21 protein-coding genes are annotated in these 23,760 nt (G+C 63.3%); 9 read left to right on the forward strand and 12 right to left on the reverse strand.

Annotated elements, in window-relative coordinates; all coding sequences use genetic code 11:
• The first annotated feature begins 56 nt into the window (after positions 1-56).
• On the forward strand, positions 57-1,232 hold the full coding sequence (locus ACTG4J_RS04215) for a pyridoxal phosphate-dependent aminotransferase (RefSeq protein ID WP_439137365.1): 1,176 nt from the start codon (positions 57-59) through the stop codon (positions 1,230-1,232).
• Here ACTG4J_RS04215 and eda read toward each other — a convergent pair.
• The 7 genes from eda to ACTG4J_RS04250 all read right to left on the reverse strand — a co-directional run bounded on the left by eda (position 1,229) and on the right by ACTG4J_RS04250 (position 10,305).
• The gene (eda, locus tag ACTG4J_RS04220) at positions 1,229-1,870 is read right to left on the reverse strand and encodes a bifunctional 4-hydroxy-2-oxoglutarate aldolase/2-dehydro-3-deoxy-phosphogluconate aldolase (protein ID WP_439137367.1); all 642 of its coding nucleotides are present in this window, start codon (positions 1,868-1,870) and stop codon (positions 1,229-1,231) included. The genes ACTG4J_RS04215 and eda overlap by 4 nt on opposite strands.
• 64 nt (positions 1,871-1,934) lie before the next feature.
• Positions 1,935-3,740, reverse strand: coding sequence for a phosphogluconate dehydratase (gene edd / locus ACTG4J_RS04225; protein WP_439137369.1), 1,806 nt, complete (start codon positions 3,738-3,740; stop codon positions 1,935-1,937).
• A 69-nt stretch (positions 3,741-3,809) separates the two neighbouring features.
• Positions 3,810-4,943 (reverse strand): ABC transporter ATP-binding protein, encoded by a 1,134-nt coding sequence (locus ACTG4J_RS04230; RefSeq protein WP_439137370.1) that lies wholly within the window; start codon positions 4,941-4,943, stop codon positions 3,810-3,812.
• A gap of 21 nt (positions 4,944-4,964) precedes the next feature.
• Complete coding sequence (locus tag ACTG4J_RS04235; protein ID WP_439137372.1) at positions 4,965-6,638, reverse strand: alpha-glucosidase; 1,674 nt, start codon at positions 6,636-6,638, stop codon at positions 4,965-4,967.
• Between the two features lie 17 nt (positions 6,639-6,655).
• Entirely contained in the window at positions 6,656-7,831 is a 1,176-nt protein-coding gene (locus ACTG4J_RS04240) for a carbohydrate ABC transporter permease (RefSeq protein WP_439137374.1), read from the reverse strand.
• 30 nt (positions 7,832-7,861) lie between these two features.
• Positions 7,862-8,863 (reverse strand): carbohydrate ABC transporter permease, encoded by a 1,002-nt coding sequence (locus tag ACTG4J_RS04245; RefSeq protein ID WP_439137376.1) that lies wholly within the window; start codon positions 8,861-8,863, stop codon positions 7,862-7,864.
• Positions 8,864-8,946: 83 nt separating this feature from the next.
• Positions 8,947-10,305: an ABC transporter substrate-binding protein gene (locus ACTG4J_RS04250; protein ID WP_439137378.1), complete on the reverse strand. Its 1,359-nt coding sequence runs from the start codon at positions 10,303-10,305 to the stop codon at positions 8,947-8,949.
• Positions 10,306-10,577: 272 nt separating this feature from the next.
• On the opposite strand from ACTG4J_RS04250, the gene ACTG4J_RS04255 reads away from it, so the two are divergent.
• From ACTG4J_RS04255 to ACTG4J_RS04265, 3 genes are read left to right on the forward strand one after another with little or no spacing between them, the layout of a single operon-like run.
• Complete coding sequence (locus ACTG4J_RS04255) at positions 10,578-11,600, forward strand: substrate-binding domain-containing protein (protein ID WP_439137380.1); 1,023 nt, start codon at positions 10,578-10,580, stop codon at positions 11,598-11,600.
• Between the two features lie 23 nt (positions 11,601-11,623).
• The gene (locus ACTG4J_RS04260; RefSeq protein WP_439137381.1) at positions 11,624-12,937 is read left to right on the forward strand and encodes a GH1 family beta-glucosidase; all 1,314 of its coding nucleotides are present in this window, start codon (positions 11,624-11,626) and stop codon (positions 12,935-12,937) included.
• A 23-nt stretch (positions 12,938-12,960) separates the two neighbouring features.
• Positions 12,961-13,920 (forward strand): glucokinase, encoded by a 960-nt coding sequence (locus tag ACTG4J_RS04265; protein WP_439137383.1) that lies wholly within the window; start codon positions 12,961-12,963, stop codon positions 13,918-13,920.
• Here the strand turns inward: ACTG4J_RS04265 and ACTG4J_RS04270 are convergent.
• The 3 genes from ACTG4J_RS04270 to ACTG4J_RS04280 form a co-directional block, all read right to left on the reverse strand.
• Entirely contained in the window at positions 13,917-15,386 is a 1,470-nt protein-coding gene (locus ACTG4J_RS04270; RefSeq protein WP_439137385.1) for a carboxypeptidase M32, read from the reverse strand. The genes ACTG4J_RS04265 and ACTG4J_RS04270 overlap by 4 nt on opposite strands.
• The gene (gene ctaA / locus ACTG4J_RS04275) at positions 15,383-16,525 is read right to left on the reverse strand and encodes a heme A synthase (protein ID WP_439137386.1); all 1,143 of its coding nucleotides are present in this window, start codon (positions 16,523-16,525) and stop codon (positions 15,383-15,385) included. The genes ACTG4J_RS04270 and ctaA overlap by 4 nt, the downstream gene beginning before the upstream one ends.
• 165 nt (positions 16,526-16,690) lie before the next feature.
• Positions 16,691-17,452 (reverse strand): RNA methyltransferase, encoded by a 762-nt coding sequence (locus ACTG4J_RS04280; RefSeq protein ID WP_439137388.1) that lies wholly within the window; start codon positions 17,450-17,452, stop codon positions 16,691-16,693.
• Between the two features lie 99 nt (positions 17,453-17,551).
• Here ACTG4J_RS04280 and ACTG4J_RS04285 point away from each other — a divergent pair, with 99 nt between their 5' ends.
• Together ACTG4J_RS04285 and ACTG4J_RS04290 are read left to right on the forward strand one after the other, a co-directional pair.
• Positions 17,552-18,172, forward strand: coding sequence for a thiamine phosphate synthase (locus ACTG4J_RS04285; RefSeq protein ID WP_439137390.1), 621 nt, complete (start codon positions 17,552-17,554; stop codon positions 18,170-18,172).
• A gap of 7 nt (positions 18,173-18,179) precedes the next feature.
• Complete coding sequence (locus ACTG4J_RS04290) at positions 18,180-19,208, forward strand: patatin-like phospholipase family protein (RefSeq protein ID WP_439137392.1); 1,029 nt, start codon at positions 18,180-18,182, stop codon at positions 19,206-19,208.
• Positions 19,209-19,226: 18 nt separating this feature from the next.
• Here ACTG4J_RS04290 and ACTG4J_RS04295 read toward each other — a convergent pair whose 3' ends face one another.
• A complete protein-coding gene (locus ACTG4J_RS04295) occupies positions 19,227-19,550 on the reverse strand; it encodes a hypothetical protein (RefSeq protein WP_439137394.1) in 324 nt (107 codons plus the stop codon).
• Between the two features lie 109 nt (positions 19,551-19,659).
• Entirely contained in the window at positions 19,660-20,277 is a 618-nt protein-coding gene (locus ACTG4J_RS04300) for a helix-turn-helix domain-containing protein (RefSeq protein ID WP_439137396.1), read from the reverse strand.
• A gap of 64 nt (positions 20,278-20,341) precedes the next feature.
• On the opposite strand from ACTG4J_RS04300, the gene ACTG4J_RS04305 reads away from it, so the two are divergent.
• The 3 genes from ACTG4J_RS04305 (at position 20,342) to ACTG4J_RS04315 (ending at position 23,752) form a co-directional block, all read left to right on the forward strand.
• Positions 20,342-21,826, forward strand: a complete 1,485-nt coding sequence (locus ACTG4J_RS04305) for a class I adenylate-forming enzyme family protein (protein ID WP_439137398.1) — start codon at positions 20,342-20,344, stop codon at positions 21,824-21,826.
• Positions 21,823-22,470: a DsbA family oxidoreductase gene (locus ACTG4J_RS04310; RefSeq protein ID WP_439137399.1), complete on the forward strand. Its 648-nt coding sequence runs from the start codon at positions 21,823-21,825 to the stop codon at positions 22,468-22,470. The genes ACTG4J_RS04305 and ACTG4J_RS04310 overlap by 4 nt, the downstream gene beginning before the upstream one ends.
• 61 nt (positions 22,471-22,531) lie before the next feature.
• A complete protein-coding gene (locus ACTG4J_RS04315) occupies positions 22,532-23,752 on the forward strand; it encodes a multidrug effflux MFS transporter (protein ID WP_439137401.1) in 1,221 nt (406 codons plus the stop codon).
• The last annotated feature ends 8 nt before the right edge of the window (positions 23,753-23,760 follow it).

Genomic DNA, 23,760 nt, shown 5'->3' on the forward strand with positions numbered 1-23,760 from the left:
CGCGCGCACCCATGCGCAACTGCCAGCCTAGCCCAATCGGATCGGAGCGCCCAATCATGCCCAGCCCCTCGCAGCGGATCGCGACATTGACGGGCGATGGCGATGATGGCTGGCAACTCTTCTACCGTGCCCGCGCGATGAAGGCCGCAGGTCATGATGTGTTGGAGTTGACCATCGGCGAGCATGATATCGGCACGGACCCTTTGATCTTGGACGAGATGCACCGCGCGGCGCGGGCCGGGCATACGGGATATGCCGCCGTGCCGGGGGTGGCCGCGTTGCGTGCAGCCGTGGCCGCAAGATTGAGCAAGCAACATGGGCGGCGCGTCACAGCCGATCATGTGCTGATCGTGCCGGGTGGACAGGCGGGGCTTTTCGCCGCCCATCACGCGGCCTGCGATGCGGGCGATCGTGCGCTGTTGATCGATCCTTATTACGCCACCTATCCCGGCACGATCCGCGCCGTGGGCGCCCTGCCGGTTCCGGTCCCTGCGCGCAGCGAGGATGGGTTTCAGCCCGATCTCGCAGCCCTTGCCGTCGCCGCAAAAGGCGCAAGATCGCTGTTGATCAACAGCCCCAACAACCCCACTGGCGCCGTCTATTCCGATGAGAGCCTGTCGGGGATCGCGGCCATCGCGCAGGCGCATGATCTTTGGGTGATCGCGGACGAAGTCTATGACACCCAAGTCTGGCATGGGCGGCATCGTCCGATCGCCAGCCTGCCCGGCATGGCCGCGCGCACGCTGAGCATCGGATCGCTGTCCAAAAGCCACGCCATGACCGGATCGCGCCTTGGATGGGTCTGTGGGCCGGAAGCGGTCATCGCACAGATGATCACTTTGGCCACCCATACAACCTATGGCGTGCCGGGTTATATTCAGGAGGCGGGGCTTTTCGCCTTGGCGCAAGGGGCCGCGATCGAGGCGTCGGTGGCCGCGCCCTTCAAGCGGCGGCGCGATCTGCTCTTGGCGCGCATCGAAGACCATCCATATCTCCGCGCGATCCCGCCGGATGGGGCCATGTATGTGATGCTCGATATTCGTGCCACCGGCCTATCGGGCGATGAATTCGCCGCGCGTCTTCTTGATGCAGAATTGGTGGCGGTCATGCCCGGCGAAAGCTTCGGAAATGCTGCAGCGGGTCATGTGCGGGTGGCTTTGACCTTGCCCGACGACCGCTTCGCCGATGCGATCGCCCGGCTCATCGGATTTGCCGAAACTTTGGCCGCCTAACGCGCCAAGCCTGCCGCCGCGGCGGCCAAGGCGGTAATCCCCGCCCAATCGCCCGCGGCGACCATTTCCTTGGGCGCAACCCAAGAGCCGCCTGCACAGATCACATTGGGCAAGCCAAGATAGCTGGGCGCATTTTGCGGCGTGATGCCGCCCGTGGGGCAGAAAGAGACCTGCGGGATCGGCCCGCCGATGGATTTGAGCGCAGGCGCGCCGCCCGCGGCCTCTGCGGGAAAGAATTTCAGCATGTCATAGCCCTGTTCCCACAGCGCCATGACCTCCGATGCCGTGACAGCCCCCGGCAAGAGCGGCAGGCCGATCTCGACCGATGCCGCGATCAGGCGTGGCGTGGCACCGGGCGAGACGCCGAACTTGGCACCCGCTTGCTTGGCGGCACGGATATCGTCGGGGGTGAGCAGCGTGCCAGCACCAACGATGCCGCCCGGCACATCGGCCATGGCCCGGATCGCGTCGAGCGCGCAATCCGTGCGCAGCGTCACCTCGAGCGCGGGCAGGCCGCCGGCCACCAACGCATGGGCCAGCGGCGCGGCATGAGCCGCATCCTCAAGCACCAAGACCGGGATGATCGGCGCTTGCGCCGCGATCTCGCGCGTGACGGCGGATTGGGCCATGGGGGTCATCAATGGTATCCTTTGCAACGATGGGGCTTTGCGTATTTGGGGAAAGATGAAGGCAAATGATACCCTACACGACCACGGCAGCGCCCAACGTGGCAGGCCCGGCATTGGCACGAAAGATCTCGAACAATTCACGCCCCACACCGTGACTATTGGCCGAAAGGTCGGGCAGCGCGGCGGTGCGATCGGCGACACCGTCGGTCAGCACGGCAAGCACACCGGTGCTGGCATCGACGCAGATAAGGTCGCCATCCTGCAGCTTGCCGATCAGCCCGCCATCAAGCGCCTCGGGGGCGACATGGATGGCAGAGGGGACTTTGCCCGAAGCGCCCGACATACGGCCATCGGTAACCAGCGCCACCTTGTGGCCGCGATCTTGCAGCACCGACAGAAGCGGCGTCAGCGCATGGAGTTCCGGCATGCCATTGGCCCGCGGGCCTTGGAATCGCACCACCACCACCACATCGCGGTTCAGATCGCCGCGCTGAAAGGCGGCCTTGACCGCGGCTTGGCTTTCAAAGATCGCCGCGGGGGCTTCGATCACATGGCGGGCGGGATCGACGGCCGAGACCTTCATCACGCCGCGACCCAGATTGCCGACCAGTTCGACCAAGCCACCCTGTGGCTGGAAGGGGGCGGCGGCGGGACGGAGGATCTTGTCGTTGAGGCTGGCGCGCGGGCCTGCCTCCCATGCAAGCGCGCCGTCGCGCAGTTTGGGTTCTTGCGCATAAAGCGCGAGCCCCTGGCCCGCCACGGTCTGGGTGTCGGGGTGCAGCAGCCCGGCCTCCAGCAACTCGCCGATCATGTAGGCAAGGCCACCGGCGGCGTGGAAATGGTTCACATCGGCCAGACCATTGGGATAGACCCGCGCCATCAGCGGCGTGGCCGCCGAGATATCGGCGAAATCCGTCGGCTCAATGATCACCCCCGCCGCGCGCGCCATGGCGACGAGATGGATGACAAGGTTGGTCGACCCGCCTGTCGCCATCAGCCCGACGATTCCATTGACGAAGGCCTTCTCGTCGAGGATGTCGCAGACCGGCGTATAGGCATTGCCAAGCGCTGTGATGGCCGCCGCGCGTTCGGTCGCGGCATCGGTCAGCGCCTCGCGCAAGGGTGTGCCGGGATTGACAAAGGACGCGCCGGGCAGGTGCAACCCCATGAATTCCATCAACATCTGGTTGGAATTGGCCGTGCCGTAAAAGGTACAGGTACCGGGGCCGTGATAGCTGTCCATCTCGGCCTTCATCAGCACGTCGCGGCCGACGGCGCCGGTCGCGAATTGCTGGCGCACCTTGGATTTCTCGTCATTGGGCAAGCCCGAGACCATCGGCCCCGCCGGCACGAAAAGCCCCGGCAGATAGCCGAAGGTGGCCGCCGCCATCACCAGACCCGGCACGATCTTGTCGCAAACGCCCAAGTAAAGCACCGCGTCGAAGGTGTTGTGGCTGAGCGCCACGCCGGTCGCCAAGGCGATCACATCACGCGAGAAAAGCGACAACTCCATCCCTGTCTGGCCTTGTGTCACGCCATCGCACATGGCGGGCACGCCACCTGCAACCTGCGCCGTGGCGCCGGCACGCCGCGCGGCCGCCTTGATCTTGTCAGGGTATGTTTCAAAGGGCTGATGGGCCGAGAGCATGTCGTTATAGGCCGTCACGATCCCGATATTGGGCGCGCGCGCGGCCACCAGCGCATCCTTGTCGGCACCCATCGCGGCATCGGCATGGGCTTGATTGCCGCAAGACAGATGGGCACGGCGCGGGCCATCCTCGGCCAATTTGCGCATCCGGTCGAGATATGTGGCGCGGGTGGCATGCGAGCGCGCCACGATCCGATCGGTTACTGCAGCGATACGACCGTCCAAGGACATGCCGCCCCTCCCTTTGATGCGAGTCGCCGCGTGTTTATCATGTTAGCGCTAACAACGCCAGTCACGCCCTCAATGCGGCTGCACGCCGGGCAGAAAAACGGGCTGGTCACGATGGTGCAGCGAAATGCCGTCACGGAAAACATGCACCTTTTCGGGATCGGCTGTCAGGCGCACGGTCTGTCCACGCAGGCCCGCATGGATTCCCTGCAGTTTTCCGATGACGCCATCCTGAACGCCCACGCCTTTGGCGAAATACAGCAGCGTCACCTCGCCAAGGGCCTCGACGATATCGACCGTCCCCTCGAAGGCAAAGGCGGCATCAGCGGTCTCGACCATATCCTCTGGCCGAATTCCAACTTGAACATCCGCCCCCAAATCACTGGCAAGAGACGGGTAATGCGACTTCACTTGCCCGGCACCCTGCGCCAGTTCCAACGTCGTGACATCGCCCGTGCCGACGATCTTGCCCGCCATCAGGTTCATCGCGGGGCTGCCGATGAATTGCGCGACGAAGGTGGAATTGGGCCGCTCGTATAGCTCCAATGGCGTGCCCACCTGCGCGATGCCGCCGCCTGCAAGCACGACGATGCGTGAGGCCAGCGTCATCGCCTCGACCTGATCATGGGTGACGTAGATCATGGTGCTGTCGGGCATTTGTTCTTTCAACTGCGCGATCTCGATCCGGGTCGCGACCCGCAGCGCGGCATCGAGGTTCGAGAGCGGCTCGTCAAACAGATAGACCTTGGGGTCGCGCACGATCGAGCGCCCGATCGCCACCCGCTGACGCTGGCCGCCCGAGAGCGCCTTGGGCAGGCGATCAAGGAAATTGGTCAGTTGCAGCTTGTCGGCGGCGGCGCGCACTTTTTGGTCGATGCTGGCCCGATCAAGCCCCGCAATCTTGAGCGAAAAGGCCATGTTGTCGTAGACGGTCATATGCGGGTAAAGCGCATAGGATTGGAACACCATGGCGATGCCGCGCTGGCTGGGCGGCACATCATTGACCACCTGACCGTCAATCTCGAGCGTGCCGCCCGAAATCTTTTCCAGACCCGCGATCATGCGCAAAAGCGTGGATTTCCCACAGCCCGAGGGGCCGACGAAGACGATCAATTCGCCTGTCTTGATGTCGAGGTCGATGTCATGAAGGACGCGCACAGCGCCCCCATAGACCTTTTCCACCCCACTCAGCTTCAGATCGGCCATGTCCTCTCCCCCCTGCCCTTGTTACGTCGCGATTTGCGTGTCATCGGCCGCGGCGAAAACGGCGTGATATGGCGATAGATCGAACACATCTCCATCCTCAGTTGCGGGCGCGAAGGGGGCGCCGCGATCTTGGCGCCATTGACCCTCGGGCATGGGAACGCGCTGGGGCTCATCCGTCATGTTGAAGGCACAGAACAACACCTGGCCTTCATGGCTACGCCGGAAACTCAGCACGCCATCCACGGCGCTGATATGGGACAGATCGCCCTTGATGAGCGGGGCCCATGCTTGGCGAAAGCCGATCATGCGGCGGTAGAAGTCAAGCATGCTGTCCGCCTGTGCCGCTTGGGCGCCGACAGCGCGCGGCAGATGTTCGACCGCAACGGGCAGCCAGGGCCGCGCCTCCGAAAAGCCGCCATTGTGATTGTCGGTGGTCCAAGGCATCGGCGTGCGACAACCATCGCGCCCCTTGAACTTGGGCCAGAAGCGGATGCCATAGGGGTCTTGCAGATCCTCATAGGCGACATAGGCTTCGGTCAGGCCCAGCTCTTCGCCCTGATAGATGCAGACCGAGCCGCGCAAAGACATCAAGAGCCCGGCAAAAAGCCGCACCGCCGCATCATCCAGCCCCCAGCGCGTCGCATGGCGCACGACGTCATGGTTGGAAAAGGCCCAACAGGCCCAGCCATCGCCGATCGTCGCCTCATAGGCGGTAAGCACTTCGGCCACCTTGGCGGCATCAGGGGTGGTGCCCGACAGGAACTCGAAGCTGTAGCACATATGCACCTTGTCGCCGTCCGAGGTGTATTCGGCCTGTATCTCCATGCCACGCTGGGCATCGCCCACCTCGCCCACGGCGGTCGTGCCGGGGTATTCGTTCATCAAGACGCGCAGCCGCCGTAAAAAGGCGAGGTTCTCGGGCTGGTTCTTGTCGTAACGGTGATCTTGCCAGTTATAGGGGTTCACCTCGGGCGCGATGGTTGTGTTGCGCGCCTCGGGGGGCAATGCGGGATTGTCGCGCAACAGCTTGTCGTGGAAGTAGAAATTGATCGTATCAAGGCGGAAGCCATCCACCCCACGCTCCAGCCAGAACCGCGCCACATCCAAAAGCGCATCTTGCACATCAGCATTGTGCAGATTCAGGTCGGGCTGTTCTTTCAAGAAGTTGTGCAGGAAATATTGCATCCGGTCGCCCGACCATTCCCAGGCCGGGCCGCCAAAGATCGACAGCCAGTTGTTGGGCGGGCTGCCATCGGGCTTGGCGTCGGCCCAGACATACCAATCGGCCTTGGCATTCGTGCGGCTGTGCTGGCTTTCCTGAAACCAGACATGCTGGTTCGAGCTATGGCTGATCACCAGATCGATCAGCACCCGCACCCCCAATTCATGCGCGCGCGCGATCAGCGCGTCGAAATCGGCCAACGTGCCGAACATCGGATCGACGTCGCAATAATCGCTGACATCATAGCCGAAATCGAGCATGGGCGACCGGAAGAAGGGCGAAATCCAGATCGCATCGACGCCCAAGCCCGCGACATGTTCCAGCCGCGCGATGATGCCCGCCAGATCGCCGATCCCGTCGGCGTTGCTGTCTTGGAAACTGCGCGGATAGATCTGGTAGATCACAGCGCCGCGCCACCAGTCGAGGTCAGGCGCAATGATATCTTCGGGCCGCAAGGAGTGCATGGCAGTCATCTTGGGGGGAGGCTTTCCTATTTCACCGATCCGGCCAACAGGCCGCGAACGAGGTAGCGTTGCATTGTGAAAAACACGATCAGCGGCACGGCGATGGAGACAAAGGCCGAGGTCGCCAAAATCTCCCAATCGCCGCCGCGGGTACCCATCAACTCGACGATCTGGCGCGTCATCACCGTGGTCTGGCCCGAACTGTCGATCAAAAACACCATGGCGACGAGCAAGTCATTCCATGTCCAAAGAAACTGAAAGATCGCGAAGCTGGCCAAGGCCGGAAAGCTCAGGGGCAGCACGATCTTGGTAAAGACCTGAAAATCGGTGGCGCCATCGACCTTGGCGCATTCGATGATCTCACGCGGCAGGCCGACCATGTAGTTGCGCAACAAATAGATCGCGAGCGGCAGGCCAAAGCCGGTATGGGCAAGCCAAACCCCCAAGTAACCCTTTCCGATCCCGATCTGGTTATGCAACGTCAACAGCGGGATCAGCGCCAGCTGCAGCGGCACGACAAGCATCGCCACGACAGCCGCCACCAACAGCGCGCGGCCCGGAAACTCCATCCATGCCAGCGCATAGGCCGCGAAAGCGGCGATCAAGATGGGGATGATGGTGGCCGGGATCGTCACGGTGAGCGTATTGAAAAAGGCCTTTGCCATCCCCTCGCGGTTACCGGGGTCGAACAGCACGCCCCGGTAATTGGACAGCGTGAACTCCGGCGGGCTTTCGGCGGTCACAAAGACGCGTTGACCACGCCCGCTGATCTGTTCGTCATTGCCCGACCAGATGTAATCGCCGTTCGCCGCGACGCTCAGCGTCTCGCCCTCGCCCAGATCGGCGGTCTCACCCGGTGCAAAGGCCGCGATATCGCGCGACGAGACACCCCAAGCACTGATCACGGCGGCCACATCGGCGGCGGTCTCGGCCCGGCCATCAACGACGTAGAGATTGCCCTCGACCACGAAAACCCCGTCGCGTTCGATGCGGAACTCTCCGGGATTGGCGGCGCGGAATACCTCGTTCTGCACCGCGGGAAACATTGCCGCCCACCAGCCCGAGGTGCGGATTTGATCGGTGGTGCGGAAAGACGACACCAACAGCCCCAACGTGGGAAACACCCATAACAGCACCAATGCCGCTACCGATAGATGCACGGCCCAAGTCAGGCTGGATTTCTTGCCCGCGATATTATCCATGATCCCGCCCCCCGCGACACAAGCCAGACATCAGCGCATCTCCTTGCGGGCGTTATAGACGTTCCACACAAGGATCGGCGTCACGAGCAGCATGATCACCATGGCCGCCGCCGACCCCATGCCCCAATCATTTGCGCGGAACATCTTGTCATACATGAAATTGGCCAACACTTGCGTTTCCCACTGGCCGTTGGTCATGGCAAAGACGATGTCGAAGACCTTCAGCACGACGATAGTGATTGTCGTCCAGACCACCACGATCGTGCCCGCGATCTGGGGCACCTTGATCTTGAAGAAAATCTGGAACGGGTTGGCGCCATCGACGATGGCCGCCTCGATCGTCTCCTCGGGGATGCCGCGCAGCGCGGCGGACAAGATCACCATGGCAAAGCCGGTCTGAATCCAGATCAGGACGATCATCAAGAAGAGGTTGTTCCAAAACGGCACCGTCAGCCATGTGACAGGCGCAGCGCCGCCTAGCTGCAAATAGACCGCATTCAGAATACCGATCTGCGCCACATCCTCGGGGCGGGCATCATAGACCAGCTTGAAGATCACGGCCGCGCCCACGAAGGAAATCGCCATCGGCATGAAGATCAACGATTTGGCGATATTGCCCCAGCCAATCCTGTCGGTCAGCTGTGCCGCCAAAAGTCCGAAGGCGGTCGAGGCCGCAGGCACGATCAAGAGCCACAGGAAATTGTTGCGCAGCGCCTCCCAGAACTTGGGATCATCAAGCATGCGCGCGTAGTTGTCGGCCCCCACGAAGGCCCCGCCTGCATTGCGGTCGACCAGCGACAGGCGGAAAGTCTCGAACACCGGATAGGCAAGGTATAGCCCAAGCGCGAACAGCGCGGGAAACAGGAACAGCCAAGGCCGCACCGCATTGGCGCGGTTGATGTTGCGCCCCGTATTCGGCCCGCGCGCCGGGAACAGGACGCGGTCAAGAAACAGGTTCGACAGGTAGAAATAGCCCACGCATCCGCCAACACCCACGATGATGGTGATCAAGGCCTGAAATGCCGGATTCATCTGCAAACCTCCCCCAAGGCGCGGAACGGAATGATCCGGCCCCGCAGGGCCGGATCTTCTGTGTCAGCGCATCACGCGCACGCTTACTTCAGCGCGTCCCAGCTGGACTGGATGGTGTCGGCCACGGCCTGCGCATCGGCACCGCCGACAAAATCGACCATGCCGGTCCAGAAGCTGCCAGCACCCACGCCGCCCGGCATCAGGTCGGAGCCATCGAAGCGGAAGGTGGTCGCGTTGAGCAGGATCTCGCCCTGCCCAGCCTCGACCGCGCTGGGATAGGCCTCGAGGTTCACACCCGAATGGGGCGTGAGGAACCCACCCTGCGCCATCATGATCTCATGCGCGAAGGGGGTCTGCAGGAAGGCCATGAAAGCCGCCGCCGCATCCGAAGGATCGGTCACGGCCATCAGCGTGCCACCGCCCAGAACCGGGTTGCCGAGGTCTTCACCCGCAAAGGAAGGGAAGTAGAAGTAATCGGCATCTTCACCCACAACCGTGCCTTCGGGGAAGAAGGCGGGGATGAAGCTGGCCTGGCGGTGCATGTAGCAGCCCGGGGGGGATGCAAACAGGCCCGCAGGGCTGTCACGGAAATCGGTCGTGGCAACCGCACCTGCGCCGCCCGCGACATAGTCATCATTGCGCGCAAAAGAGCCGAAGACCTCGATCGCATTGACGACGCGGGGGTCGTTGAAGGGCATGTCATTGGTGGTCCAGGCATCATAGACATCGGGGGTCTGCGTGCGCAGCATGATGTCTTCCACCCAGTCTGTAGCCGGCCAGCCGGTCGCTGCACCCGAACCCAGACCAATACACCACGGCGTGCCGCCATCCGCGACGATCTGGTCGCTCAGCGCGATCAGCTCTTCCATGGTGGTGGGGATCTCGTAGCCCGCATCCTCGAAATTCTCAGGCACGAACCAAACCAGAGACTTCAGGTTCACGTTGAAGAAAAAGCCGTAGAACTCATCCTGGCCCGATGCATTGGCATAAGTGCCCAGATCGACCCATGACGACCCGGCGGCGTAGTTTTCACCGACCCATGCCGCCATATCGGGGCCAAGCGCGCTGAGTTGGCCATTGCCCGCCAAAACCGCCGCGAGACCGGGCTGCGGGAAAACCGCGATATTGGGGGCGGAACCGGCCTCGACGTCGATGACGATCTGCTGCTCGAAGCTGTCAGAGCCGGTGTAGCTGGCATCCACCCCGGTGGCCGCTTCGAAATAGTTGAGCAAGATGTCGAAACGCTCCGCCTCGGGCGAAAGCCAAGGGCCGGAAACGGTCAGGCTTTGACCCGCCAAGCTGGGCGCCGATGCCGAGAACGCGGCATAGCTGTCCCAATTGAACGCCCCTTCGCCCTGCGCGAAGGGCATATGCGCGTCTGCCAACGCACCACCCGCCGAAAGCGCGACAACAGCCGCGCTGATCATCAAGGAATGTTTCATCTTATCCTCCCAGGAAACTGCCGACCCGAAGGGCCGACATAAACTTGCACCCAAGCACGGATGGCACTTTGCCAAATCTTCCAAAGCGCTTTGGGTTGGAAGCACATTTTCGAATACAACTGAGTCTGTCAATCCGGCTCGCGCAAAATACTGAAATAACGAAGAGTATTTCGCAGGTGCAGAAAGATTTGGCAGTTTTGAATCTTTGACAATCCGCCCGCTGCAACGCTAGCCTCGCATGACAATTCAAACCGGTTTGGATCATTTCGCGCATGAATCTCAAGGAACTGGCAGATTCGCTGAACCTCAGCCCGACGACCGTCAGCCGTGCGCTGAACGGCTACCCGGAAGTGCGCGAAGAAACCCGTAGCCGCGTCATGGCCGCAGCAAAGGCCGCCAATTACGCCCCCAACAGCCGGGCGCGGCGCTTGGCCACAGGGCGCGCAATGACCATCGGTCACGTCATCCCGCTGACCGGCCGGGCCGAGATGGTCAATCCGATCTTCGCCGATTTCTTGCTTGGCGCGGGCGAGGTCTATGCCGCCGAAGGCTATGATCTGCTCTTGTCGATGGTCCCCGAGGCCGAGACCGAGGCCGCGTTTCGCCAGCTTGCCACCAATGGGTCAGTCGATGGCGTCATGGTGCAGGCCCCGCAACAAGACGACCCCCGTATCGCCCTGCTGAACGAGTTGGCCCTGCCTTTTCTGGTTCATGGGCGCACAGGGGACGCGCAGGGTTACAGCTGGCTCGACATCGCCAATCTGCGCGCCTTTCGGCGGGCCACGGATTTCTTGATTGATCTCGGACATCGCCGGATCGCGCTGATCAATGGTCAGGAAGGCTTCGATTTCGCAAGGCGTCGCCGCCGGGGCTTCGAAGAGGCCTTGGCGGCGCGCAATATCGCCGCCCTGCCCCATTTGATGGCCAGTGACGCGATGACCGAAAGCTTCGGCTATCTGACCGCCGCGCGCATGCTTGACGGCCCCAACCCGCCCACCGCCTTCTTGGTGTCATCCGTAATCCTCGCCATCGGTGTGCGGCGCGCTGCGGGTGAACGGGGCTTGCGCATGGGGCGCGAGATATCGGTCATCTGCCATGATGACGAATTGAGTTATCTCAACAATGACGTCGGCGGCCCGGCCTTTACCGCCACCCGCTCATCCATTCGGGCGGCCGGGCGGCGCTGCGCCGAGATCTTGATCCAGCTGATCCGCGAACCTGACCATCTTCCGATCCAGGAATTGTGGGATGTCGATCTGATGGTCGGACGCTCGACCGGCCCCTGCCCCGGCTGAACAGCCAGACAAGGAAACAAATCATGGATTTCGCCCGCACGGATTTTCCCGATGGGTTCCTCTTCGGTGTCGCCACATCCGCCTACCAGATCGAGGGGCATGGCTTTGGCGGTGCCGGGCAGACCCATTGGGACAGCTTCGCCGCGACGCCCGGCAATGTCGTGCGCGCCGAGCATGGTCAGATCGCCTGCGACCACTACCACCGTTGGGAAGATGACCTCGACCTGATCAAGGGGCTGGGGGCCGATGTCTATCGCTTCTCGACCTCATGGGCGCGGGTGCTGCCAGACGGCACCGGCCAGCCCAATGCAAAAGGTCTCGATTTCTACGACCGGCTGGTCGACGGGATGCTGGCGCGCGGGTTGAAACCCGCAGCCACGCTCTATCATTGGGAGTTGCCGCAGGCCTTGGCCGACAAAGGCGGTTGGCGCAATGCCGACATGCCCGACTGGTTCGCCGATTACACCCATCTGGTGATGACGCGCATCGGTGACCGGGTTTGGTCGGCCGCGCCCATCAACGAGCCGTGGTGCGTCGGCTGGCTGTCGCATTTCGAAGGGGCGCATGCGCCGGGCCTGCGCGATATCCGCGCCACCGCGCGCGCAATGCATCACGTGCTGCTCAGCCATGGGCGATCGATTCAGGTGATGCGCGATCTGGGGATGACGAACCTTGGCGCGGTGTGCAATTTCGAATGGGCCGAACCCGCCAGCGACGCACCCCAAGATATCGCCGCCGCCCGGCGCTATGATGCCATCTATAATCGCTTTTTCCTTGGCGGGCTGTTCAAGGGCGCCTATCCGGCCGAGGTGCTTGAAGGGTTGGAGCCCCATCTGCCGCAAGGCTGGCAAGATGATTTCGTTACCATTCAGGCCCCGCTCGATTGGTTGGGGCTGAACTATTATACCCGCAAGCTGGTGCGCCATGCCGATGGTCCATGGCCCAGCTACACGGATGCCCCGACCCGCCTGCCGCTGACCCAGATGGGATGGGAGATCTACCCCGAGGGCTTGCGCGATTTCTTGATCCGCACCGCACGCGACTATTCCGGCGACCTGCCGCTATTCATAACGGAAAACGGGATGGCCAACCCCGATTTGCCCGATCAGCCCGACACCGCCCGCATCGCCTATTTGCAAGCGCATCTGCACGCCGTGCAGGCCGCAATCACCGCTGGCGCGCCGGTTCAAGGCTATTTCGTCTGGTCCTTGATGGATAATTACGAATGGGCGCTTGGCTATGAAAAACGCTTTGGCCTGATCCATGTCGATTTCGAGACCTTGGCAAGGACGCCCAAAGCGTCCTATCACGCGCTCGCGCGCTGGTGGCGCGGCTAAGGGCAAGACAACCGGGATCGGCAATGGGCAATCTCACAGGCAAAGACGGGCTGAGCCTCGTCGCCGATATCGGCGGCACGAATACCCGCGTGGCCCTTGCGCGCGGCCCGATCGTGGACCGCGCGACTGTGATGCGCCATAGCAATGCCGATCATCCCGACCTTGCATCGGTGCTGGCCCAATACCTGGCCCAAAACGATATCGCGACCGATCAGATCAGCGGGATCTGCGTGGCTGCGGCTGGCCCCGTGCATGACGGCGTCGCGCGCCTGACAAATCTGGATTGGCAGATCGACCGCGAAACGCTGCGCCGCACATTGGGCGCGCAAAAGGTGGCGGTGCTCAATGATCTGCAAGCCCAAGGCCATGCGATCGGCCATATCGATGCCGATGATCTCGACATCATCATCGCCCAACCCACGGTGCCGGACCATGCCGCCAAGCTTGTTGTTGGGCTAGGCACGGGCTTCAACGCCTGCCCGGTCTTCGACACCAATGCCGGCCGCTTCGTTCCCCCGTCCGAGGCGGGCCATGTGAGCCTGCCCGCCCTTGGCGGCAGCATGGCCGCGCTCACCGCCGCGATGATGGAAGATTTCGGCTTTGCCTCGGTGGAAGAGGTGCTTTCGGGGCGCGGCATCAGCTATCTGCACCGCGTCTTGCATGGCGAGGCCGCGCTCCCTGCGCAAATCATGGCCGATCTGGACGCGGGCGAGGCGCGCGCGCAAGCGACCGCCGCGGGTTTCGTTCAGATCATGGGCACGGTGGTGGGCGATCTCGCACTGTCGCACCTGCCCTTTGGCGGCGTGTATTTGGTGGGGGGCGTCAGCCGCGCTTTCGCCCCCTATCTTGACCGTTTCGGCTTTGCCGATCACCTGCGCGCCAAGGGCCGTTTCGCTGATTTCATGGGCCGCTTCGGCATCTTTGTGGTGCGCGACGACTACGCCGCACTGACCGGCTGCGCCTCGCATCTGGCCAAGCTTTAAAGCCCGTATAGCGCGCTGTATTTCGCCTCGAGATAACCCAACAGCGCATCTTCATGCACGGGGGCGCCGGTGGCATGGGCGATGGTCGCTTGCGGCGTGCGCAGCCCGCCATGGCATTGCAAATTGGACCGCAGCCAGCCAAGTGCGGTCGACAGATCGCCGCGCGCCAATTGCCCATCCAAATCCGGCGCCGCCGCGCGCAACGCGACATGCAGACAGCCCGCATAGACATTGCCAAGGCTGTAGGTCGGGAAATATCCGAACAACCCCACCGGCCAATGCACATCTTGCAAGACCCCTTGCGAAGGCTTGCCAACCGCGATCCCGAAATCCGCGCCGAAACGGTCGTTCCACGCCGCCTCGAGATCGCCCAAGGCCAGATCGCCGCGCATCAAGGCGCGCTCCAGATCGAAACGCAGCATGACATGCAGGTTGTAATGCACCTCATCGGCCTCGGTGCGGATGAAACCCGCCGCCACCCGGTTCACGGCGCGGGCGAAATCCTCGGGCGTGTCCACCGAAAGCGGCCCGAAATGATCGCGCATCCGCCCATAAAGCCAGTCGCAAAAGGCCGGTGAGCGACCAAGCTGATTTTCATAGATCCGGCTTTGGCTTTCATGCACCCCCATCGAGACGCCTTGGCCCAGCACGCTCAACCCGTAATCTTGCGCGATATTCTGTTCATATCCCGCGTGTCCCACCTCGTGGATGGTGGAATAGATACAGCCCAAGGGCTCGGCCTCGTCGATGCGGGTGGTGATGCGCACATCATTGAACGAACCCGATGAGAACGGATGCACCGCCTCGTCGATGCGCCCGCGGCTGAAATCATAACCAAAAACGGCGGCCACCTCTTGAGCAAGCGCCAACTGCGCCCCACGGGGGAAATGGCCGGTCAGCACCGGTGCCGGCGGCGCATCGCGCAAAGCCGCACGCAGCCCAACGATACGGGGCCGCATCCGGTCGAACAGCGCCGCGATCTCGGCACCCGTGATGCCCGGCTCATAGCCATCGAGCAGCGCGTCATAAGGATCGCCGCCCCCGGCCAGCGCCTGCGCCTCGGCGCGGCGCAGCGCGATCACCTCGCCCAGAACCGGCAAGAACCCCGCCAGATCCTCGGCCTTGCGCGCCGCCGCCCATTTGCCCTGCGACACAGAGGTGACGCGCGCGATCTCGGCGGCGAGATCGCCCGGCACACGGCACGCACGTGTGTAGCTATGCGCGATCAGCCGGATCTGCGCCGCCTCACCCTCGCTTTGCGGCGTCGCGCCGACCAGCCAATCGCCGATCCGCGGATCGGTGCGGCGCGCATGCAAGACCGCCTCAAGCGCCGCCATCTCTTCACCGCGCTGCATCGCCGCGCCGCGCGGCATCATGGTTTCTTGGTCCCAGCCCAAACGCCCCATCACCTGCGCCAGCGCCTCGGTCTCGCGCTGAAAGGCCAAAAGCCCCGCTAGCGCGCTCATGGCTTGGCCCCCTTCACGCTTTGCGCCAGCGGGTACATGCTCAAGAACCGCGCGCGCAGCACCAAGGTCAGCACCGCCACAGCCCCCAGCTGATGCCAGATCGCGATATACCAGGGCGAGGAATGCATCACCGTCACGATCCCCAACACCATCTGGGCGAAAATCGCCACCATCACCCAATCAAAGGCGCGCTTGGTCGCCATCCGCCCGGTGCGCCGCGCGGCGAACCAGACGCCGATCGCCAACGCCAAGATGATATAGCCGACGATCCGGTGAATGAACTGCACCGTCCCGTCATTCTCGAACAGGTTGCGCCAAAGCGGCTCGATCGTCCACATGCCGGGCGGGAAAAACCCTCCCGCCATCAAGGGCCAATCAATGTAATTGCGTCCCGCATCGATGCCCGCGACCAGCGCGCCGATCAAGATCTGCAAAAAGCTCAAGTGCAAAAGCCCCGTCGACATGCCCTTGAGTTTGCGATCTCCATCGCGGCGTGCGGCCATCAGCAGCGCCTCTTCGCGGCCAAGCTTCATCATAAACCACGCGATCAGACCAAGGATCAGAAACGCCAGCCCAAGATGCGTGGCCAGGCGGTAGGAGGCGACCGAGATCATCCCCTCTTGCAGCCCCGAGTGCACCATCCACCAGCCGATCGCCCCCTGTAGGCCACCCAAGCCACCCAGCAACAGCAAGCGCCCCGTCCAACCGGGCGGGATATTGCGCGAGACCAAAAGCGCGAAAAACCCCAACGCCCAGACAAGGCCGATCACGCGCCCCAGCTGCCGATGGCCCCATTCCCACCAATAGATTACCTTGAACTCCGCAAGGCTCATGCCGCGGTTCATCAGCTGGTATTGCGGGATCTGGCGATAAGCGTCGAATTCCGCCTGCCAATCCGCGGCATTCATCGGCGGCACGGCCCCGGAAAGCGGTGCCCATTCGGTAATCGACAGCCCCGAATCCGTCAGCCGCGTCAGACCGCCCACCGCCACCATCAAGACAACCAGCGCAAACAGGGCCATCAACCACGCCCGCACCAGCCGCCGCGCGCGGCCACTGTCGCGCGTCACCCCGCCCGGTGTCGCGGCTGGTTTCTGGACACTGTCCACTTCTTGGAAAATGCTGCGCTTCTCGGCCATCGGCGGGTTCCCCTGTCACTCGTTGCCAGACCTAACGCGCGACCGCCCCCCCTTCAAGCGACAGCCAAGCGACTGCGGCAAGCGGTCCAACATCTTCTTCGTTTCAAAAATATCCCGGGGGGGACGCGGCCCAGGGCCGCGGCGGGGGCAGCGCCCCCATTTCACTCAACCATCATTGCGCTTTTGTTCGGCCCAGCGAACGATCTGGCGAAACGCGCCGTGCAGCGTGCGCACATCGGCTTGCGTCAGGGGCAAGCGGCTCCAGATCTGGCGCAGGTTGCGCTTCATGCGCGGGGCCTTGTCCTCGGGAAAGAAAAAACCTGCCTCATCAAGCCGCGCCTCCAGATGATCGCCAAGTGCTGCGATCTCGGCTTGATTGGCGAAATCGGTGCCTGCCATATCCAGCACTTCGGGCGGTGTCGCATCGCCCGCACGGCGGAATTCATAGGCGCAAAGCAGCACGCATTGCGCCAGGTTGAGCGAGGGAAAATCCGGGTTTACCGGCACCGAGATCACGGCATTGGCGCGCGCGATATCATCATTGTCGAGGCCCGAGCGTTCCGGGCCGAACAACACGGCGACACGCCCGCCCTTGGCGATGATTTCACGCGCCTGCGCCATCGCATGCTCGGGCGTCAGGATCGGCACCGTGATGCCGCGCGCGCGCGCCGTGGTGGCGAAAACATAGGTGCAATCGGCGACCGCGGTGGGCAGGTCATCATAAAGCCCCGCATGATCGAGCAACCGCCCCGCCCCCGAGGCAAGCGCCACCGCACGTTCATTGGGCCAGCCGTCGCGGGGCGCGACCACCCGCATGCGATCCAGCCCGAAATTCCACATCCCCCGCGCCGCCGCGCCGATATTCTCGCCCATTTGTGGGCGGAGCAGGACAAAGACAGGCTGGGCGGCGGGCGTGGCATTGGTCATGAAGCAGCGGTTAGCGCGGCACGGCGCGCGCGGCAAGCGCCCCATTGCCCCACAAGCGCACGGGCGTTATCACCCAGACAGCCGCAAGGATGCCCGCACATGACGCAGACCGAACAACCGAACCTTTACCTGATCACGCCCCAAAGCTTCGAGATCAGCGCATTCGCGCCGCGTTTGTCGGCCGTGCTGGATGCCGAACCCATCGCCTGCCTGCGTCTGGCGATGGTCAGCGATGACGAGGATGATCTGGCGCGCGCCGCCGATGGTCTGCGCGAGATTGCCCATGCCCGCGATGTCCCCTTGGTGATCACCGGCCATGCGGGCCTGGCCGAGCGGCTGGGGCTCGACGGGGTGCATTTGGGCGATGGCGCGCGCAATGTGCGCGCCACGCGCAAGGCGCTGGGGGCGGATGCGATCATCGGCGCCTATTGCGGCGCTTCGCGCCATGATGGGCTGTCAGCGGGCGAAAGCGGGGCCGATTACGTCGCCTTCGGCCCGATCGGCGATCATGCGCTCTTGCCAGGCCCGCGCGCCGAGATCGCACTTTTCGAATGGTGGTCGCAAATGATCGAATTGCCCGTCGTCGCCGAGGGCGCACTTGACCGCGAACTGGTCGCATCCCTCGCGCCGGTCACCGATTTCTTTGCCCTCGGCAACGAGATTTGGCGCGCCGATGACCCTGTTACCGCACTGCGCGATTTGATCGCGCCCATTCGCTGAGGCCCCGATGGCGCGGCGCATCACCCTTGCCCTTCAGGGCGGCGGCGCGCATGGGGCCTTTACCTGGGGTGTGCTTGACCGGCTATTGGAAAGCGACGAGATCGAGATCGCTGGCATCTCGGGCACCTCGGCGGGCGCGCTGAACGGGGCGGCACTCAAAGCGGGATTGCTGCGCGGCGGGCGCGATGCGGCCCGCGAAAACCTTGCATGGCTGTGGGAGCAGATGGGCGCGATCACCGATCCGCGCCTGAACCCGTGGCTGACCGCCGTGACCCCCAGTGCCCTAAGCGACGCCATCGAAAGCTCGCTGCCCTTCGCCTTGGGCGATGGGCTGTCGCGGGTGGTCAGCCCCTATGCCTCGGGGCCTTTCTATACCAACCCGCTCGAACGCATCGTGACGCGTTTTCACTATGACACGGTCTGCGCCGCACAAGGCCCCGATTTCTCGATCTGCGCCACCAATGTGCGCAGCGGCAAGATCCGCGTCTTTCGTGGCGCCGAAATCACGGCCGCGGCGCTGATGGCCTCGGCCTGCCTGCCAAGCCTGTTTCGCGCGATCGAAATCCCCGACCCCAAGACCGGCAAGGTCGAGGCCTATTGGGATGGCGGCTATACTGGAAACCCCGCGCTTTTCCCCCTCTTCGCGCCCGAGCTGCCCGCCGATATCGTGATCGTGAATATCAACCCGCTGATCCGCGACGAAATCCCGACCTCGGCGCGGGCGATCCAGAACCGGGTCAATGAGATCAGCTTCAACGCCGCGCTTTTGCGCGAATTGCGCGCGATCGCCTTTGTCCAACGTCTGATCGAAGCGGGCCAAGTCGAAGATGGCCGGATGAAGCGCTTGCGCATCCATATGATCGCCGATGACGCGCTGATGCAGCAACTCTCGGTCGCCACCAAGATCGTGCCGGTGCCTGCGGTTTTGCACCAGCTTTTCACCGCCGGTCGCGATGCGGCGGCGATGTTCTTGGACAAGCACCTGGGCCAGATCGGCGTCGCAAGCAGCGTCGATCTGCGTGAAATGTTCGACTAGCCCAAGCGCCGGGCGCACTTACTGGGTATCGACCAACCCGAGGCTGACGACAGGCGCACCTTGCACCAGATCGTATCCAAAGCCGAAGGCCGCATTATCGAACAGGTATCCGGCGAACACATCGACGCCGATGTCGCCTGAAAACAGGAAATAGGTGACACCCGCGCCCAAGGTGCTTTCATTGGCGCGGTCGTTTTCCAACAAACGCGCGGTAATGCCGAAATTGGGGTCTTGCATCGCGCCGAAGGTGAATGTGCCGCCCAACATCAGGGTCGGATCAGCCAGCACGGGGCTTGCGCCGGCCAGAAATACAACTGCGGTGGCCAAGGTTACATGTTTCACAGGACTGCTCTCGTTATGCTTAAAAACTCCACGCATTGTAGCAGCTTTGCGGCAGGACACAAGAATTTGTGTCCACAAGCACCCGTCTACGCGCCAAAGCCATGCCCGTTCAGCCCAGTGATGTCACCCACAAGATCGTGGCGTCATCCTCTGACAGCGAGATCACGTTATGCCCCATCGAGGCGTCATAATACGCGCTGTCACCCCGCTTGAGATCAACGGGTGCATAGAATTCGGTCAACAGCCGCACCACCCCGGTCAGCACATAGAGAAATTCCTCGCCATCATGACGCACCCAGCCATCGAATTCGTCAAAGCTGCGCGCGCGAATGCGGGCACGATAGGGCAGCATGGATTTGCGCGTCAGCGCCCCGGCCAGCAACTCATGCTCATAGGTGGTGGTGGCGTGCGCCTGCCCCTCGCCCGACCGCGTCACGGCCATACGCCCGTTGACATGCGGATCGGTGGGAGGCGTGAAAAGCTGCGGCACCGAGATGCCCAGCCCCAAGGCCAGCTTCTTGAGCGCCTCATAGGTTGGCGACATCTGCCCATTCTCGATCTTGGACAACGTTGAACGCGCGAGCCCCGCGTGGTTGGCCGCCTGTTCCAGCGTCCAATCGCGCGCGCGGCGCAATTCGCGCACCCGCAAACCCAGATCGACGGGCTGCGCCGGGGCCTCGGCCCCCGTCTCACGTGCAAGGCGGATCAGGCTTGGTTCATCACTCATGAGCCGGGTTTAGCGCGCGCGCGGATGGCTTGCAACGTGGCGATGGCAGGCGTAATTCCAACCCATGCACCCCTGCCCCGCCCCTTTCAATTTGGCCGATTACGTTCTGACGGCAGGGCGCGCGACACCCGACAAGATCGCGCTCGCGGTGCTTGGCCCCGCGCGCGCCGAGCGATGGAGCTTTGCGCGGCTGGAGACCGCCGTAAGGGCAATGGCGGGGGGCTTGCGCGGCTTGGGCCTTGCGCCGGGCGCGCGCGTCTTGCTGCGGCTCGGCAATGACACGCATTTCCCCGTGGCCTTTCTCGGGGCGATCGCTGCGGGGCTTGTGCCCGTCCCCACCGCCCAAGGTCTGAGCGTGGCCGAGCTAGACAGCATGAGCCCGCTGATCGCGCCCGATGCAATCCTCGCCGCCCCCGGCGTCACCCTGCCCTCTGCGCCGGGCTGCAAGGTGGTGACGGATCTGGCGGCGCTGATGGCCGGGCCCGCGGACAGTTTTGCGCTGGGCGACCCCGACCGCCCGGCCTTCATCGTTTTTACCTCCGGCTCTTCGGGGCGGCCAAAGCCCGTGGTGCATGCCCATCGCGCGATCTGGGCAAGACGCATGATGTGGGATGGCTGGTATGGGCTGCGGCCCGATGACCGGGTCTTGCATGCCGGGGCGTTCAACTGGACCTTCACCTTGGGCACCGGGCTGCTCGATCCATGGTCCATCGGTGCCACCGCCTTGATCCCCGCACCCGGCACCAAACCCGAGGCGTTGACGCTCTTGCTCAAGCGGCACGACGCCACGATCTTTGCCGCCGTGCCGGGGGTGTTTCGCAAGCTGTTGAAATCGGCCGATCCGCTGCAGCTGCCAAAGCTGCGCCATGCGCTAAGCGCGGGCGAGAAACTCTCGCAACTTCTTCGCGAGCAATGGCAAGATGCGACGGGCTGCATGATCCACGAAGCATTGGGCATGTCGGAATGCTCGACCTTCATCTCGGGCAGCCCGGCGCGGCCCGCGCCTGCGCACAGTCTTGGCTTCCCGCAACCCGGTCGCCGGATCGCGGTGCTGGGTCCGAACGGCGCAGCCGTGGCAAAGGGGGATGTCGGCATCCTAGCCATTCACCGCGATGATCCGGGGCTGATGCTTGGCTATCTGGGGGCGGATTTCTTGCCCAAGCTGCCATTGCGCGGCGCGTGGTTCGCCACCGGCGATCTGGTCAGCGCGGCATCTTCCGGGGCGCTGCTTTACCACGGGCGGCATGATGATATCCTGACCACCGGCGGCTACCGCATCGCTCCGCTGGAGATCGAGGCCGCCTTTCACGATGCCGCAGGTCTGATCGAATGCGCCGCCACCGCGCTGCCGGTCAAGGCCGATACCGATGTGCTGGCGCTGGCCTATAGCGGCACGGCGACGCCCGAGGCTTTGGCGGCACTGGCCGCGGCGCGGCTGGCCCGCTACAAGCAGCCAAGGCTCTATCTCCCGCTCGAAAGCCTGCCGCGCTCGGCCAATGGCAAACTCGACCGAAAGGCGCTGATCGCGCTGTTGAAGGACAGATCATGATCAAACTCGATATCCTCAGCGATCCGATCTGCCCGTGGTGCTATATCGGCTGGTCGAACCTGACCCGCGCGATGGAGGCGCGACCCGACCACCCGTTCAGCATCGAATGGCACCCCTTCCAGCTCAACCCCGAGATGCCCGCCGAAGGCATGGACAGGCGGCACTATCTCGAGGCGAAATTCGGCGGCAAGGATGGGGCGGTGCGCGCCTATGCACCGGTCGTGGCACATGCAGAAGCGGCGGGTCTGCGGATCAATTTCGAATTGATCGCGCGCACGCCCAACACGCGTGACGCCCATCGCCTGATCCACTGGGCCGGGCTGGAGGGGCGCCAAACCCCGGTCGCGGTGGCGCTTTTTCGGGCCTATTTCGTCGAGGGTCGCGATATCGGCGATCATGGTGTGCTGACACAGATCGCCGTCGATGCGGGCATGGCGCAGGCAGTGGTCGCGGCATTGCTTGCGGGCGATGCAGATGCCGACGACATCATGGCGCGCGACGCCCATACCCGCGGGCGCGGCGTGACGGGCGTGCCGACCTTCGTGATCGCGGGCCAACATGTGCTCAGCGGTGCGCAACCCACCGACACATGGATCGCGGTGATCGACGAGATCGCGGAACAATTGCGGGATCGGCACGCATGAAAAAGCCTGCGTCACCTTTCCCCAAATACGCAGATCCCGCCTGTGCCCCCGGAACGCCGCGTTGAGCGGGGCGCGCCCAGTGGCGGCCGTGTCGCGATGGGAATTCATCGCCATGATGGGGATGATGTTCGCCACCATCGCCTTTTCCATCGACGCGATGCTGCCCGCCCTGCCCGAGATCGCACACGACCTGACACCAAACGATCCCAACCGCGCACAGCTGATCTTGACCAGCTTTTTGTTCGGTATGGGGCTCGGTACGCTTTTCGCAGGTCCACTTTCGGATGCGCTGGGGCGCAAGGCCGTCATCACGATCGGTGCGGCGCTTTACTGTGGCGGGGCGCTCTTGGCCTATCTTGCACAGGATCTGGAGTGGATCTTGGCAGCGCGGGTGTTGCAAGGCTTGGGTGCGGCAGGGCCGCGCGTGGTCTCGCTTGCCATGGCGCGCGATCTGTTTTCGGGGCGTGCCATGGCCCAGATCATATCTTACGCGATGCTGGTCTTCACGATCTTTCCCGCGATCGCGCCGCTGATCGGGTCATGGATCATCCTGGGCTTCGGCTGGCGCGCCATCTTTTTGACCTTCTTGGTGTTTTCGCTCATCTCGGTCTCTTGGCTGGGCCTGCGCCAACCCGAGACATTGCCGCGCGAAAAGCGCCGCCCCTTGCGGCTGAACACGCTTTGGTCGGGCCTGCGCGAGACCTTGATCCATCGCCAGATGCAGCTGTCGATCCTTGTGCAGTCTTGTGTTTTCGCGGGGCTTTTCGGCTCGCTCTCCTCGATCCAGCAGATTTTCGACGAAACCTTCGGACGCGGCGCCAGTTTTCCGTTGTGGTTCGGGCTGATCGCACTGGCCTCGGCACCGGCGGGGCCGATCAACGGGGTTTTGGTGATGCGTTTGGGCATGCGGCCCCTGATCCGGATCACCTTGATCTTGCAGGCGGTATTCGCCTTGGCATTGGCGCTGCTCTTTGTGACCGGTGCCTTGGGCGGTGCGGCCTTCGGGGTCTACCTCGTCTGGAACGTCACGCTTTTCGTCACGGCCGCCTTCACCATCGGCAATCTCAACGCGCTCGCGCTGGAACCCTTGGGCCATATCGCGGGCATGGCCGCGTCGGTGATGGGGTCCATCGCCACGGTGATCGGCGCATTGGCCGGTGCGCTTGTGGGGGCGTTTTTCAACGGCACGCCCGTGCCGCTGCTTTTCGCGATGGCCGGTCTGATGGCGGTTGGCGCGGCGATCATGCTGGGTATGCCGCGCGAGCGGGCCGCGCCCGGCTGACCGCGGGC

This window comes from Roseicyclus sp., from assembly GCF_965662675.1.
Lineage (GTDB): Bacteria > Pseudomonadota > Alphaproteobacteria > Rhodobacterales > Rhodobacteraceae > Roseicyclus.